At 67.1% G+C, this 14,440-nt stretch carries 10 protein-coding genes; 5 read left to right on the top strand and 5 right to left on the bottom strand.

Going from position 1 to position 14,440, the window contains the following annotated elements:
- The gene (locus KW836_RS23780; protein WP_218344941.1) at positions 1-1,260 is read right to left on the bottom strand and encodes an aromatic ring-hydroxylating dioxygenase subunit alpha; all 1,260 of its coding nucleotides are present in this window, start codon (positions 1,258-1,260) and stop codon (positions 1-3) included.
- Between the two features lie 213 nt (positions 1,261-1,473).
- Between KW836_RS23780 and KW836_RS23775 the strand changes: the two genes are divergently transcribed.
- A complete protein-coding gene (locus KW836_RS23775; protein ID WP_175138834.1) occupies positions 1,474-2,376 on the top strand; it encodes a LysR family transcriptional regulator in 903 nt (300 codons plus the stop codon).
- A gap of 23 nt (positions 2,377-2,399) precedes the next feature.
- Here the strand turns inward: KW836_RS23775 and KW836_RS23770 are convergent, their stop codons facing one another.
- From KW836_RS23770 to uvrA, 3 genes are all read right to left on the bottom strand, one after another.
- A complete protein-coding gene (locus tag KW836_RS23770; protein ID WP_218344940.1) occupies positions 2,400-3,032 on the bottom strand; it encodes an aminotransferase class IV family protein in 633 nt (210 codons plus the stop codon).
- Between the two features lie 104 nt (positions 3,033-3,136).
- Entirely contained in the window at positions 3,137-4,273 is a 1,137-nt protein-coding gene (locus KW836_RS23765; protein ID WP_218344939.1) for an aminodeoxychorismate synthase component I, read from the bottom strand.
- A gap of 6 nt (positions 4,274-4,279) precedes the next feature.
- Positions 4,280-10,075 (bottom strand): excinuclease ABC subunit UvrA, encoded by a 5,796-nt coding sequence (gene uvrA, locus KW836_RS23760; protein WP_218344938.1) that lies wholly within the window; start codon positions 10,073-10,075, stop codon positions 4,280-4,282.
- A 228-nt stretch (positions 10,076-10,303) separates the two neighbouring features.
- Between uvrA and KW836_RS23755 the strand changes: the two genes are divergently transcribed.
- The 4 genes from KW836_RS23755 (at position 10,304) to KW836_RS28000 (ending at position 13,078) form a co-directional block, all read left to right on the top strand.
- Positions 10,304-11,089, top strand: a complete 786-nt coding sequence (locus KW836_RS23755) for an IclR family transcriptional regulator (protein WP_370633071.1) — start codon at positions 10,304-10,306, stop codon at positions 11,087-11,089.
- 22 nt (positions 11,090-11,111) lie between these two features.
- A complete protein-coding gene (locus KW836_RS23750) occupies positions 11,112-11,762 on the top strand; it encodes a bifunctional 4-hydroxy-2-oxoglutarate aldolase/2-dehydro-3-deoxy-phosphogluconate aldolase (RefSeq protein WP_218344937.1) in 651 nt (216 codons plus the stop codon).
- Positions 11,755-12,687, top strand: a complete 933-nt coding sequence (locus KW836_RS23745; RefSeq protein WP_218344936.1) for a sugar kinase — start codon at positions 11,755-11,757, stop codon at positions 12,685-12,687. The genes KW836_RS23750 and KW836_RS23745 overlap by 8 nt, the downstream gene beginning before the upstream one ends.
- A gap of 262 nt (positions 12,688-12,949) precedes the next feature.
- A complete protein-coding gene (locus tag KW836_RS28000) occupies positions 12,950-13,078 on the top strand; it encodes a hypothetical protein (protein ID WP_006226408.1) in 129 nt (42 codons plus the stop codon).
- 85 nt (positions 13,079-13,163) lie between these two features.
- Here the strand turns inward: KW836_RS28000 and KW836_RS23740 are convergent, their stop codons facing one another.
- Positions 13,164-14,129 (bottom strand): LysR family transcriptional regulator, encoded by a 966-nt coding sequence (locus KW836_RS23740; RefSeq protein ID WP_218344935.1) that lies wholly within the window; start codon positions 14,127-14,129, stop codon positions 13,164-13,166.
- Positions 14,130-14,440 lie beyond the last annotated feature (311 nt).

Here is a 14,440-nt window from a genome sequence, read left to right as displayed (position 1 = left end):
TCACGCCTCCATCACGCGGCGCCAGTACGCGTACATGCCGCGTATCAGCGTTTCGGTGACCATGTGATCGGTGTTTTCGGCGGTTTTTCCGCCGAGTTCGGCGACGCTGCGGTGCCAGGGCTTTTGTTCGAAGCCGGATTGCGAGAATTCGATGACTTCGCCGTCGTCGGCGGACACGAAGCCGGCGGGGCCGAAGAGGTTGGCCTGGCGCAGGCGGCGCTGGGTCATTTCGGGGGTGTCGTCGGCAAAGCCGAAATGCGTCCAGACGAAGTCGAAAGCGTCGTGGCCGACGGGCTGGATGTGGCGGGTGGACAGTGAGTTCACCTGCTGCTGCATGATGACGCTAGGGAACAGCGTCATGAGCACGGCGGTGGGGCCGTTCCACCAGGGTTCCTGCACGATGTCCAGGAAGCGGTCGTCGTTCAGCGACATCTGCTCCTTGAAGCTGGACACGCCGCTGGTAACGGTGCTTTTGCCGCCCTGGCCGCGTGTGGAGATCATGGCGGCGTGGCGGAAATGGCGGTCCATCTTCAGTTCGGACCGGTTGTCCGCGCGCCATAGGCCGAAGGTGACGAACCAGGTGTGCAGGAGGCCGGGGTGATAGGGGTCTTTGATGTTCTCCTGCATCAGCTTCCAGTTGCCGGGAATGCGCTGGCGGCTGTAGCCGTGGATCACCAGTTCGCGGCCGTCGAAGACGCGGTCGAAGTAATGCGCGATGTCGGGGCCCAGGTAGTCTTCGAGCGGCTCGACGTCGTGGTCGAAGGACGCAAAGACGACGCCGTTGCGGCAGGCGACCGCCAGTTTTGTCAGGCCGTGGTCCTCGGGCTTGAAGTCGGGCGGCATGCCGCCGTTGACCTTGCCGTCCTGCTTGACCCCGCGGCGGAAGGGCACGCCGATCAGGTTGCCCTGCAGGTCGTAATTCCACTGATGGTACGGACAGACGAACTCAGTACGGTTGCCGGCGCGTTCGCGGCAGAACTGCACGCCGCGATGGGCGCAGACGTTTTCCACGACGCGCACTTCGCCATCGTTGTCGCGCAGCAGGATGACGGACCGCTCGCCCACGACCGTGCGTTTGAAGTCGCCGGGATTCGGGATTTCGGCCTCGAGGCCGACGTAGCTCCAGTGGCCTTGGTAGAAGAAGCGCTCCAGTTCCCGCTGGTGCAGCGCGGCGTCGGTGTAGACGCCGAACGGGATGCGATGGGAACCGTCGCCTTGCCAGGGCGGGACGAATTGGACGGGGTGTTCGGGGGCGTTCATGGACGGCCCCAGCTACAGGACGTGGCGATGCGATGCGTGCGGACGCGCATGATTTGTCTCCATTTTTCAGCTGGCCGCATGGCGGCCGGGCAGCGCCTTGCGCGGCATGGGCGCAGGCAGTTTTTCCGCATCTTCGGGCAGGGCGCCAAATTAATAAATAGAATCTGGCTTATTACATAAATCACCAGAATCAATATTGGTGGAGACAGCCGCATGAACCTGAAAGACGTGGATCTGAATCTGCTCGTCGTCTTCAATGAATTGCACAAGCATGGCCGGGTGTCGGCGGCGGCGGAAAGCCTGGGGATTTCGCAGCCGGGCGTCAGCAATGCGCTGAGCCGGCTGCGCAAGCTGCTGGGCGACGAGTTGTTCCTGCGGACCTCGCGCGGCATGGTGCCGACGCCGTATGCCGAGAGCCTGGCTCAGCCGATCGCCGATGCGCTTTCCGCGCTGCAAGGCACGCTGAACGCGCGCGTGGCGTTCGATCCGGCGCGCAGCGAGCGGTCGTTTGTGATCGGGGTGAACGACGTGGGAGAGACCTACTTTCTGCCACGCCTGATGCGGGCGCTGGATCAGGTGGCGCCGGGCGTGACCATCCGCACGGTGCGCACGACGTCGATCGACGTGCGCGACGAAATGGAGCGGGGCCGCATGGATCTGGCCATGGGCTTTCTGCCGGGGTTGAAAGGCGGGTTCTTTCAGCGCCGGCTGTTTCGCCAGCCCTATGTGTGCATCTTCCGGCAGGACCATCCGCTGGCGCGCTCGGGCGTGTCGGCCAGGCAGTTTCGCGCGGCCGAACACGTGGCGATCGTGTCCGAGGGCACGGGCCACGGCGTGGTGGACGAGGTGATCGCGCGTGCGGGCATCCGCCGCCGGCTGCGGCTGACGGTGCCGCACTTCATGGCGGTGGGGCCGGTGCTGCAGGCCACCGACATGATCGCGGTGGTGCCGCAGCGCTTTGCCGACTGCGCGTGCGGCCCGTTCGGCCTGGCCGCCGCGCCCTGTCCGGTGAAGATTCCGGAGTCGGTCATCAACGTGTTCTGGCACGCCCGCAACCACCGCGAAGCCGCCAACCAGTGGCTCCGGCAGGTGGTGGTGGACGTGTTTGCGGATTGAGCGTCAGCGACCAGGACCGGCTGTCAGGCGTCGCGGAACGTCACGGTGAACCATCCGCGCAGCGCATTCGACAACCGGATTTCGTCGGCGGCATGCAGGTCCGCCAGCGTCAGGACGCGTTCCTTCGCCTTGCCGTCGTCGAGCAGTTGCGCGCGCTGCACGCCCGGCAGGCAGCCGCTGTCCACGGGCGGGGTGTACCAGACGTCGCCCAGGCGCAGATAGACGTTGCTGCGGCTGCCTTCGCAGAGTTCGCCGCGTTCGTTCAGATAGACCAGATCGAAGATGTGCGGATGCGAAGGCAGCCATTCGATCGTCTTGGTGTACCAGGGGCGGTGCGTGGTCTTGTAGCGCAGCAGCGGTTCGGAGGAGCGCAGCGCCTCGGGCGCCAGCATGACTTCCTGGTGTGCGGGCAGGGGCGGCAGGACGGCGGTCTGGATGTGGCGGCTGCCGTCGCGCGCGACCAGGAGGCGCAGGCGGTGGGGGCCGGCGGAGCCGAGGGACATGACGGCGACGAGGATGTCGCCTTCGACATCGCGGCCGCCCCAGACATAGCCCAGCGCCTTGCATGACGCTTCGAGGCGGTGGAGGTGGCGCGCCAGCAGCGGCACGTTGCCGGTCGCTTCAACCAGGATGGTCTCGATCAATTCAGGTTGCATGGGACTCTCCTGGGATAAGGCGCGGGGCCGGCTGAGTGGGGCCGCGCCAGGCCGGGCTGCGCGGGCCGCGCTCTATGCTACTACCGGCCGTGGGGTTTGCGCCGTCAGGCGCGCAGGATGCGGGCCTTCCAGTGGCATTCCTGCCATTCGCCGGCCGGCTCCGAATCGTAGACGATGCCGCCGCCCACGCTGTAGACGCCGTGGCCCTGCTGGTCCAGGACCAGCGTGCGGATCGCGACGTTGAGCGAGAAGTCGCCATCCGGGGCCAGCCAGCCGATGCTGCCGCAATACAGACCGCGCGGGGCGGTTTCCATTTGCCGGATGCGGCGCATGGCCGCGACTTTCGGCGCGCCGGTGATCGATCCGCAGGGAAAGAGGGCGTGCAGCACGTCCGACAGCGTGGCGTGCGGCGCGGTGGCCGACACGGTGGACGTCATGGTCCAGACCGTGGGGTATCGCTCCAACGAAAACAGCGCGTCGACCTTCACCGAACCCGGCTCGGCCAGCCGTCCGAGGTCGTTGCGCAGCAGGTCCACGATCATCAGGTTCTCGGCGCGGTTCTTGTCGCTGGCCAGCAATTCCTGGCCCAGGCGTTCGTCCTCGGCCGGGTCGGCATGGCGCGGTGCGGTGCCTTTCATGGGCCGGGTCGTCAGCCGGGCGCCATCGCGCCGCACGAACAGTTCGGGCGAAAACGACAGCACCGTGCGATCGCCGTCCCGGATGTAGGCTGCGTGCGCGACCGGATTGCGCGCCGCGATGCGGCGATACAGCGTGGCCGGATCGCCCTGGAAGCCGACGTCGAGCGGCTGCGTGAAATTGACCTGATACAGCTCGCCGTCCCGGATCAGGCCGCGAATGGCGTCGATCTGGCGCACGTAGGCGGGCTCGGTCATGCGCGGTACGGGCAGGCTGATGGACGCCGTGGGCGCGTCGGCATCCGGCGCGTCCCACGGCGCTTCGTCGATCTTGCGGTCGAACACCAGCGCGGTCAGACGGGGGCGCCCGTCGTCGCGCGGCGGCGTCCACGGCCCGGCAGGCGCGGGCCGGGTGGCCTCGGGCAGCAGCCATTCGCCCAGCTCGTAGTCCAGCAGCAGGGCAATCCAGCGGCCTTCGCGCCGCGCGGCGTCGATGGCGGCCAGCGCCGGGGCGACCTCGGTCGCGGCGCGCGCCTCGATCCGGTCGCAAAACCCGTCGAGGCGCAGCGCGCGACCGGCAAGCCGGTCTTCAAAACGGCAATCCATGGTGCGTTACCGCTGTTGTTGCGCAAGGAACTCCGTCAGGACCCGGCCGGTGTGGGAATGATCGGCCAGCGTCATCACGTGCTCGGGCGAGCCTTCGCCCACCAGTTGCCCGCCGCCCGTGCCGCCTTCGGGGCCCAGGTCCAGCAGCCAGTCGGCTTCGGCGATGACGTCCAGGTTGTGTTCGATCACCACCACCGTGTTGCCGGCTTCGACCAGGCGGTGCAGCACGTGGATCAGCTTTTCGACGTCGGCCATCGACAGGCCCACCGTGGGCTCGTCCAGCACGTACAGCGTGTGCGGGATGCGCGAGGCGCGGCCGGTCTTGATCAGGCCGTCGGTCAGGCGGGCCTTGGACAGCTCGGTCACCAGCTTGATGCGCTGCGCCTCGCCGCCCGACAGCGTGGGCGACGGCTGGCCCAGCGTCAGGTAGCCCAGCCCCACGTCCTGCATCAGTTGCAGCGGACGATGGATCTTGGGATGAGCGGCGAAGTAGCCGATGGCGTCGTCCACTTCCATGGACAGCAGCTCGCCGGCGTTCTTGCCGCGCATCTGCACGCTGAGCGTGTCGTTGTTGAAGCGGGCGCCGTTGCAGGCGTCGCACGGCACCTTCACGTCGGGCAGGAAGTTCATCTCGATGGTGCGCATGCCCTGGCCTTCGCAGATCGGGCAGCGGCCATCGCCGGTATTGAACGAGAAGCGCGCCGCCGTCCAGCCGCGCATGCGGGCCTCGCGGGTGTCGGCGAACTGCTTGCGCACGTCGTCCCAGAAGCCCACGTAGGTCGCCGGGCACGAGCGCGGCGTCTTGCCGATGGGCGTCTGATCCACTTCCAGCACGCGGTCGATGGCTTCCCAGCCCTTGATGCTTTCGCAGCCCGCCCAGCCCGGCGCCTTGCCTTGCGAGACGGCTTGCGTCAGGTTGTCCAGCAGCACTTCGCGCGCGAGCGTGGACTTGCCGGAGCCGGACACCCCGGTCACCACGCTCAGGCGGCCCACCGGGATGCGCGCGTCGACGCTGCGCAGGTTGTGCAGGCGCGCGCCTCGGATCTCGATCATGGGCGTGTCGGCCTCGACGGGACGGCGGCCTTGCAGCGGATGCGCAAGCGGTGTCTTCAGGTAGCGGCCGGTCACGGATTCGGGCGCGTCGATCACGTCCTGCACTGTGCCTTGCGCCACCACGCGGCCGCCGCGGATGCCCGCGCCCGGCCCGATGTCGATGACGTGCGAGGCGCGGCGGATGGTGTCGTCGTCGTGCTCGACCACCACCAGCGTGTTGCCGTTGCCTTCCAGGCGCGCCAGCGCGTCCAGCAGGATGCGGTTGTCGCGCGGATGCAGGCCGATGGTGGGTTCGTCCAGCACGTAGCAGACGCCCTGCAGGTTGGAGCCCAGTTGCGCGGCCAGCCGGATGCGCTGCGCCTCGCCGCCGGACAGCGTGGGCGCGGCGCGGTCCAGCGCCAGGTAGTTCAGGCCCACTTCCTGCATGAAGTTCAGGCGGCCGCGGATCTCGGCCAGGATGTCGCGGGCAATTTCGCCTTCTCGGCCGCGCGCCACCAGTCCGGTAAAGAAGGTGTGTGCGTCCGACACCGGCAGCGAGGCCAGTTCGGCAATCGACTTGTCGCGCCAGCGCACGGCGCGCGCCACGCGGTTCAGCCGCTGGCCATCGCATTGCGTGCAGGTCTTGGCCTCGCCTTCATACCACGCGTTCCAGGCGGTTTCCTCGCCGGTCTGCTCTTCGTCAAAGCCCTGCAGTTGCAGGCCCGTGCCGTAGCAGCCCGTGCACCAGCCGTGCTTGGAGTTGTACGAGAAGAGGCGCGGATCGGGTTCGGGGAAGCTGGTGCCGCAGGACGGGCACGCGCGCTTGACCGAGAAATGCTGCTGCTGCAGTTCGCTGTTCAGCGCCTCGTGCAGCTTGTTGACGGGCCACACGACCGACATCACGCCCTGGCCGTTTTCCAGCGCGCTCTTGACGGCGGCGCGCAGGTCGGCCTCGTTGGCCGGGTCCACCACCACGTCTGCCACCGGCAGTTCGATGGTGTGTTCCTTGTAGCGGTCCAGGCGCGGCCACGGCGCCACGGGAATGAATTCGCCGTCAACGCGCAGATGGGAATGGCCCTTGGAGCCCGCCCACTTCGCCAGATCCGTGTAATAGCCCTTGCGCGCGGTGACCAGCGGCGCCAGCAGGCCGATGTGCTCGCCCTTGTGCTCGCGCAACAGGCGCGCCACGATCTGGTCCGTGTTCTGGGGTTCAACCGCGACATTGCAGTCCGGGCAGTATTGCGTGCCCAGTTTCACGTACAGCAACCGCAGGAAGTGATGGATTTCCGTCATCGTGGCCACTGTGGACTTGCGGCCGCCGCGGCTGGTGCGCTGTTCGATCGCCACGGTGGGCGGGATGCCGAAGATGGCGTCCACGTCCGGCTTGCCGGCCGGCTGCACGATGGCGCGCGCGTAGGCGTTCAGCGATTCCAGATAACGGCGCTGGCCCTCGTTGAACAGGATGTCGAAGGCCAGCGTGGACTTGCCCGACCCCGACACGCCCGTGATGACGGTGAACTTGTCGTGCGGAATTTCGACGCTGATGTTCTTCAGGTTGTGTTCGCGCGCGTTGCGGATTTCGATGGCCATGCTGCCCTGGCGGCGTTCACGCACCAGGGATTGCAGCGGCGTGCCGACGCCGGCGCCGTACTCGGCTTGCGGCTCGGCGATGCGCGCGGTCAGGCCGGCCTGCTCGGCCTCCTGCGCGTCGGCATCGCTGCTGACGATGACGTCGGCCTTGCCGCCCGCGACGGTATCGATGGGCAGGATGCTGACTTCATAGTCGCGCAGGGCGGCGCCCGTGTGCGACTTGGGGTTGTCCATCAGGTCCTGCGGCGTGCCGGTGCCGAGCACCAGGCCGCCGGCGTCGCCGCCTTCGGGACCCAGGTCGATCAGCCAATCCGCGGCGCGGATCACGTCCAGGTTGTGTTCGATGACCAGCAGCGTGTGGCCGGCGGCCAGCAGCTTGCGGAACGCGCGCATCAGGCGCGCGACGTCGTCGAAGTGCAGGCCGGTGGTGGGTTCGTCAAACAGGAACAGGCTGCCCTTCTTGGCGACCTTGGCGGTGGAGATGCCGCTGCGCGCAGCCTCGGCCAAGTGGCCAGCCAGTTTCAGGCGCTGCGCCTCGCCGCCCGACAGGGTCGGCACCGGTTGCCCCAGCCGCACGTATTCCAGGCCCACGTCGGCCAGCGGCGCAAGACCGGTTTGCACGTCGCGCAGCCCCTTGAAGAAGTCCAGCGCCTCGCTGACCGTCATTTCCAGCACCTCGTCGATCGAGGCGCTCTTGCCCAGGTGTTCGACGCGCACTTCCAGCACTTCGGGGCGGAAGCGCTTGCCGTCGCAATCGGGGCAGCGCAGGTACACGTCGGACAGGAACTGCATTTCGACGTGTTCGAAGCCGGTGCCGCCGCAGGTCGGGCAGCGGCCGTCGCCGCCGTTGAAGCTGAATGTGCCCGCCGTGTAGGCGCGCTCACGCGCCAGCGGGGCCTGGGCAAACAGCTTGCGGATCGCGTCGAACGCGCCGACGTAGCTGGCTGGGTTGGAGCGCGCGGTCTTGCCGATGGGGGTCTGGTCCACCATGACGACGTCGGCGATCTGCTCGGCGCCGAGCAGACGGTCGAAGGCGCCCGGCGCTTCCGACGGCTTGCCCTTCTGCTTGAGCAGCGCGGGGTAGAGCACATCCTGCACCAGCGTGGATTTGCCCGAACCGGACACGCCCGTCACGCAGACCAGGCGGCCCAGCGGCAGCTCGACAGAGACGTTCTTCAGGTTGTGCGCATTGACGCCTTCCAGCAGCAGGCGCGGCGTGTTGGCCGCCACCGGCATCGGACGCGGCGCTTCCACACGCAGTCGGCCGCCGAGATAATCGCCGGTCAGCGAGGGCGCGGCGCGCAGTTGATCAGGCGTGCCGTCGAAGACGATGCGGCCGCCCCGCTCGCCGGGACCGGGGCCGATGTCGATGATGCGGTCCGCGGCCACCATGACCTGCGGATCGTGCTCCACGACCACCAGCGTGTTGCCGGCGTTGCGCAGGCGGTGCATGACTTCGACGACGCGGTGCATGTCGCGCGGGTGCAGGCCGATGGAGGGCTCGTCCAGCACGAACAGCGTGTTCACCAGCGAGGTGCCCAGCGCGGTGGTCAGGTTGATCCGCTGGACCTCGCCGCCCGACAGGGTGCGGCTCTGGCGGTCCAGCGTCAGGTAGCCCAGGCCCACGTCGCACAGGAATTTCAGGCGCGCGCGCACTTCGGTCATCAGCAGGTCGGTGGCGGCGTCCAGCGCGCCCGAGAACGACAGCGTGTCAAAGAATTTACGCACCCGCTCGATCGGCAGCAGCATCACGTCGTGCAGCGACAGGCCGTCCAGACCGTTGAGCTGTTCGCGGCTCCAGGTGGTGCCGACGGGCATGAAGCGCTTGTAGCGGCCGTCTTCCGGCGGCAGCACGGCATCGGCTTCATCTTTGTTGCCCAGGCGCCAGAGCAGGGCGTCGGGCTTGAGGCGCGCGCCGTTGCAGGTGGGGCAGGGCGTGTAGCTGCGGTACTTGGACAGCAGCACGCGCACGTGCATCTTGTAGGCCTTGGTCTCCAGCCAGTCGAAGAAGCGCTGCACGCCGTACCACTGATGCTTCCAGGCGTCGTTGCCGCCCTTCCAGTCGGGCGTGCCGTACAGCACCCAGCGCTTGTGCTCGTCGCTCATGTCCTTCCAGGGCACGCCCAGCGGCATGCCCGCGCGCGGGGCGTACTTTTGCAGGTCGTCCTGGCATTCCTTGTAGGACGGCGTGGTCCACGGCTTGATGGCGCCTTCGAGCAGGGTCTTTTTCTCGTCGGGGATGACCAGGCCGAAGTCGATGCCGATCACGCGGCCGAAGCCGCGGCAGGCCTCGCAGGCGCCCAGCGGCGAATTGAACGAGAAGCTGCTGGGCAGCGGGTCGGTGTATTCGATGTCGCAATCGGCGCAATGCAGCCGGTCGCTGTACTTCCAGATATGCGCGTTGCCGCCGTCGGCGTCCATGACGTAGACGGCGATGTGGCCGGCGCCCATGCGCAGCGCCGTGTCCAGCGCTTCCATGATGCGTTCGCGCTCGGTGCCGGCGAAGCGGAAGCGATCCTGGATGACGTGCAGGATGCGGCGTTCTTCGGTGGCGGCCTTGGCGGTCTTCGTGGCCTTGGCCTTCTTGGCGCCCTTGGCGGGCGCGGCGGCGCGGGGCACGGCGGTTTCTTCGGCGTGCACGCGGGTGTAGCCCTGCTGCTCAAGGAAGCCGCGCACTTCGTCTTCGGTGAAGTTGGCCGGCACGGCGATCGGGAAGGTCACCACCAGGCGCGGGTCGCCCACGGTCGCAGCGCGCTCGGCCAGCGAGTGATAGACGGATTCCGGCGTGTCGCGCCGCACCAGCTTGCCGCAGCCGCGGCAATAGAGCTTGGCGCCACGCGCGAACAGCAGTTTCAGGTGATCGTTCAATTCGGTCATCGTGCCGACCGTGCTGCGCGAGCTGCGCACCGGATTGGTCTGGTCGATGGCGATAGCGGGCAGAATGCCCTCGATGCGGTCCACCTGCGGCTTGTCCATGCGGTCCAGGAACTGGCGCGCATAGGGCGAGAAGGTTTCCACGTAGCGCCGTTGGCCCTCGGCGTAAAGGGTGTCGAAGGCCAGCGAACTTTTACCGGACCCCGACACCCCGGTGATGACGACCAGTTCGCCGGTGGCGATGGTCAGATCCAGGTTCTTGAGATTGTTCTGGCGGGCGCCAACGATGCGGATATGGGAGCTCATGGACGGTATCGTAGCCTGACGAAGGGAGCATGCCGGCGCGGCGATCCATCGCTGGTTCCGGGCGCGTCGATATGGAATAATTGACTATATTGTGAGGCGCATGTCCATATTGTGGACAATCGGCGCCTGGGTAGCTGTACAAATAAACAGTATCGCAGATTCGTCTGATATTCGCGCTTGCTGCGTTGCGGATCTGGCCTGGGCTATCGCATGTATTTGGGGACATGAGTGCAGGAATCCAAGGTCGCGGGCGCGGCAGCGTTCGGAAAATTCATGGCGGTGCTGCAGGCGGTGGCCGATGCGCCGCAGCCGCCGACGGCCGCCATGCTTGCCCGTGACTGCGGCTATCCCCGTCCTACCGTCTACCGCATCCTGGCGGCACTGGCCGAACAGGGGATGGTCACAGAATCCAGCGGCGCGTATCGCCTGGGGCCGCGCCTGATGTCGCTGGCCAGCAAGGCATGGTCCCAGTTCGATCTGCGCGCCGCGCTGGCGCCCGAACTGCAGGCGCTGCGCGACCAGACCGGCGAAACCGTCCATCTGGCCGTGCCCGCGGGCCACGAGATGATCTATATCGACAAACTGGAAAGCCCCGGCCCCGTGCGCATGGTGTCGCGCGTGGGGGCGTCCGTCGCGCTGCATTCCAGTGCCGTCGGCAAGGCCTATCTGGCCGCGCTGGACGAGCCCGCGCGCGAGCGCCTGCTGCACGCGCTGCCGATGCCGGCCCGGTTGCCCGCCACGCTGACCACTCTGCCCGCGCTGCGCGAGGCGCTGGGCGTGGCGGCTCGGCAAGGCTACGCTGTCGACAACGAGGAAAACGAACCCGGCATCGTCTGCTACGGCGTCGCGCTGTGCGACGGGGCAGGGCGTCCCGTCGCGGGCGTCAGCGTCAGCACGCTGCTGTTCCGCCGCCGTGGCGATCCGCAGTCCGCCTATATCGAACCCTTGCTGCGGCTGCGTGATGCCGCCGCAGCCAAACTCGCCGTCCTGCCGGTAACGTCCGGCGGCGCCTGATCGTCAGCCCCAGAGGAAATCCATGACCGCAACCGCTGCTCCCACCGCCTCCAAGCTTGCCGCCCTGTTGGCCGCCCGCGTCGTGCCCGTCCTGCGCTACACCGACGCGGCCGCCGCGGCCTATGCCGCCGAAGTCGCGGTGTCGGCCGGCTGCACCACGCTGGAACTGACCTGGACCATTCCGAACGTCACAGATCTGGTGCGCGCGCTGCGCGACAAGCACGGCGCCAGCCTGCTGCTGGGCGTGGGTACAGTGCTGGACGAGTCGCAGGCGCGCGACGCGCTGGTGGCGGGCGCCGACTTCCTGGTGTCGCCCGCGCTGGCGCACGAGATCGTGGATATGGCCCACGCCGCCGACGCGCTGTGCATGCTGGGCGCGTTCACCCCGAGCGAAGTCCTGGCCGCGCGCCGCGCCGGCGTGGACGTGGTGAAGGTGTTCCCGGCGGACACCGGCGGCCCCAAGCACCTGGCCGCGCTGAAGTCGGTGTACCCGGACACGATCTTCTGCCCCACGGGCGGCATCACGCAGGAAAACATGGGTACGTATTTCGCGGCCGGCGCCGGCCTGGTCGGCATCGGCAGCAACCTCTACGACAAGGCCGCCTTCGCGTCGCGCGACACCGCCGCGCTGGTGGCGCAGATCACCCGGACCCGCGAGGCCGCTCATGGCTGACTTCGACATCGTCGCGCTGGGCGAGCCGCTGGTCGAGCTGAACCAGACGCACGACGGCCAACGGCAATACCTGCAGGGATTCGGCGGCGACACCTCCAACGCGGTGATCGCAGCCGCCCGCCAGGGCGCGCGCTGCGCATACCTGACCCGGGTCGGCAATGACGCCTTCGGCAAGCAGTTCCTGGACCTGTGGCAGAACGAGGGCGTCGACACGTCCGGCGTAGAGGTCGACGATGACGCGCACACCGGCCTGTATTTCGTGCAGCACGGACCTGACGGCCATGCTTTCAGCTATCTGCGGCGCGGCTCGGCCGCCAGCCTGATGACGCCGGCCAGCCTGGACGCAGGCCTGATCGAACGCACGCGTTTCCTGCACGTGTCGGGCATCAGCATGGCGATCAGCACCACCGCCTGCGATACGGTCTTCGCCGCCATCGAGCGCGCGCATGCCGCTGGCGCGCAGGTCAGCCTGGATTCCAATCTGCGGTTGCGCCTGTGGCCCGTGGACCGCGCCCGCGCCATCCTGCGCGAAGCCATGCGGACGGCGGACGTGTTTCTGCCCAGCATGGACGACATGCAGCACCTGACCGGCAACGACGACCCGGAGCGCACGCTGGACTGGATCCGCGACGGCGGCGCGCCGGGCGTGGTGGTTCTGAAGCTTGGCAAGGACGGTTCCATCATTGACGACGGCCGCAGCCGCACGGCGATGCCGGCGCTGCGGGTGCAGGCCGTGGACGCGACCGGCGCGGGCGACTGCTTTGCCGGCAGCCTGCTGGCGCGGCGTTGCCAGGGCGATGCCTGGGAAGACGCCGTGCGTTATGCCAATGCCGCGGCGGCGCTGTCCACGCTGGGCTACGGCGCGGTCGATCCGCTGCCGCGGGCGGAGCAGGTGTGGGAACGGCTGAAGGAAACGTCGGGCTGAGCGCGGCAGGGCGGCGGTGCAGCGGGTGAACCGAACGCGGTCCGGCCATATTGCGCCGCGCCTTGGCGCCTTCGCGTATCCGCCGCCGATTTGTCCCTGGTTGTTTCAGGCGGTGCGTAAGCCCCGGTGGGCGCCTTTGAAATCCGCCCATTGGCGTTCGATTCGGATTTCAGGCTAAAATGCCAAGCTATCCGAATTTTTTCCGCCAGTCCGGTTTCCGGTTGTGCGGGCCACTTTCCGCAAATTCAACAGGAGAATCAACATGGCTGAACGCAAACGCGTGCGTCGTAACACCCTGGAACGCCGTTGCCTGGGCAAGGCTTTCAAGCGCTTGTTCGTCAAGTCGCCCAAGGGCGTGTTCAAGATGCTGGAAAAGATCAAGCGCGTCTAAATGATGCGTTCGGCCGGCAGGTCTTCGGACCTGCTTGCCTGATCAAAGAAAAACCGCAAGGCGCGAGCCCTGCGGTTTTTTTTCGTCAGGCCTGCGGGGCCCCGAGCTTGGGCCGGATGAAATCCATGAACGCGCGGGTCTTGGCCGGCTGGATGCTGGAAGGGAAAACCACATAGATCGAGATCGGATCCACCGACCAGCCCGGCAACACGCGCCGTAGCGAGTTGCGCTGGATGATCGGTTCCAGCGCCAGGCAATGCGGCATGCGCGTGATGGCCAGGTCCAGACCGGCCAGCGTGCCCGCGATGCTCATGTTGTTGGCGGCCAGATGTCCGTGCACGGCCACGCGCTGCGAAATCGCGCCGTTATTCAGCGTCCAGTGCGAATGGGCTTCGTCGATGGTCGTGCGCAGGCACTGGTGCTGCGACAGATCGGCCGGCGTCTGCGGTTCGCCATGACGCGCGATATAGCTGTCGGACGCGTACAGATGCGTTTCCAGCGAAACCAGCTCGTGCACCACGGCGCCCTCGATGGCGCGATGCGGCGTGCCGTTGCCATTGCCGTTGTCGGCGGAGGCGCCCGGATAGTCGGCTTCGCGGCCGAACCGCAGCACGATGTCGAACGGCGTGCCCTGTGCGTCGGAGGCCGTCATCATGCTCAGGTCGAACTCGCATTCCACTTCGGGATAGCGATCGGTGAAATCGCTGATGGTCTCGGGCAGCAGCCAGATGGCCAGGCTGTACGGCATGGAGACGCGCAGATTGCCCGACGGGCCGCCTGACAACGACAGCAGTTGCTCGTGCGCCAGGCGGGCTTCGTCGATGAGGCCCTGGCACCGGCGCATGTAGGCCGCGCCCGCGTCGGTCAGATCCAGCCGGCGCGTGTTGCGGTTGATGAGCCGCAGCCCGATCGCGCGTTCAAGTTCGTTGATCCGGCGCGACAGCGTCGACGTCGGCATGTCCAGCGCGCGCGCGGCCTGGCTGAAGCTCTTGCGCTTGGCAACCTCCACGAACAAGGCGATGTCATTGAGCTGGACGGTCGAGGCTTCCATAGGCGTTCCGAATTGGGCCGCCCGAGTTTACGCCAGTCCGCTATGCGCCCCAACGGCTGCGGCCAGGCGCGGTCTCGAAAAAAGGCCGGTGACAAGCTCTTCGTGCAAGTCAAACGAGGCTGGAAACCATATACGCGGCAATAGGTTAGAGCTATTTCGTGCTGATTACAGGCGATGCTGCGTTGTGGGCTGGGAGCCACACGAGAATTTGGGGAAAGCAAGCTTGGGCGCGCTGTGGCGGTCAAAAAATTCAGAGACAGCGATCTCGTTCGTCGTAGTAGCGCATTCTTTCGCACACTATCCAAAACGAA

This window comes from Achromobacter sp. ACM05 (assembly GCF_019218915.1).
GTDB classification, from domain to species: domain Bacteria; phylum Pseudomonadota; class Gammaproteobacteria; order Burkholderiales; family Burkholderiaceae_B; genus Achromobacter; species Achromobacter animicus.
The sequence above is the reverse complement of the archived record's forward strand: the minus strand, read 5'-3'. Positions and strand labels throughout refer to the sequence as shown.

Bases quoted from the DNA above. Each gene is read 5' to 3' on its own strand.
- KW836_RS23780 (WP_218344941.1), bottom strand. From the start codon at position 1,260: ATGAACGCCCCCGAACACCCCGTCCAATTCGTCCCGCCCTGGCAAGGC.
- KW836_RS23775 (WP_175138834.1), top strand. From the start codon at position 1,474: ATGAACCTGAAAGACGTGGATCTGAATCTGCTCGTCGTCTTCAATGAA.
- KW836_RS23770 (WP_218344940.1), bottom strand. From the start codon at position 3,032: ATGCAACCTGAATTGATCGAGACCATCCTGGTTGAAGCGACCGGCAAC.
- KW836_RS23765 (WP_218344939.1), bottom strand. From the start codon at position 4,273: ATGGATTGCCGTTTTGAAGACCGGCTTGCCGGTCGCGCGCTGCGCCTC.
- uvrA (WP_218344938.1), bottom strand. From the start codon at position 10,075: ATGAGCTCCCATATCCGCATCGTTGGCGCCCGCCAGAACAATCTCAAG.
- KW836_RS23750 (WP_218344937.1), top strand. From the start codon at position 11,112: ATGACCGCAACCGCTGCTCCCACCGCCTCCAAGCTTGCCGCCCTGTTG.
- KW836_RS23745 (WP_218344936.1), top strand. From the start codon at position 11,755: ATGGCTGACTTCGACATCGTCGCGCTGGGCGAGCCGCTGGTCGAGCTG.
- KW836_RS28000 (WP_006226408.1), top strand. From the start codon at position 12,950: ATGGCTGAACGCAAACGCGTGCGTCGTAACACCCTGGAACGCCGTTGC.
- KW836_RS23740 (WP_218344935.1), bottom strand. From the start codon at position 14,129: ATGGAAGCCTCGACCGTCCAGCTCAATGACATCGCCTTGTTCGTGGAG.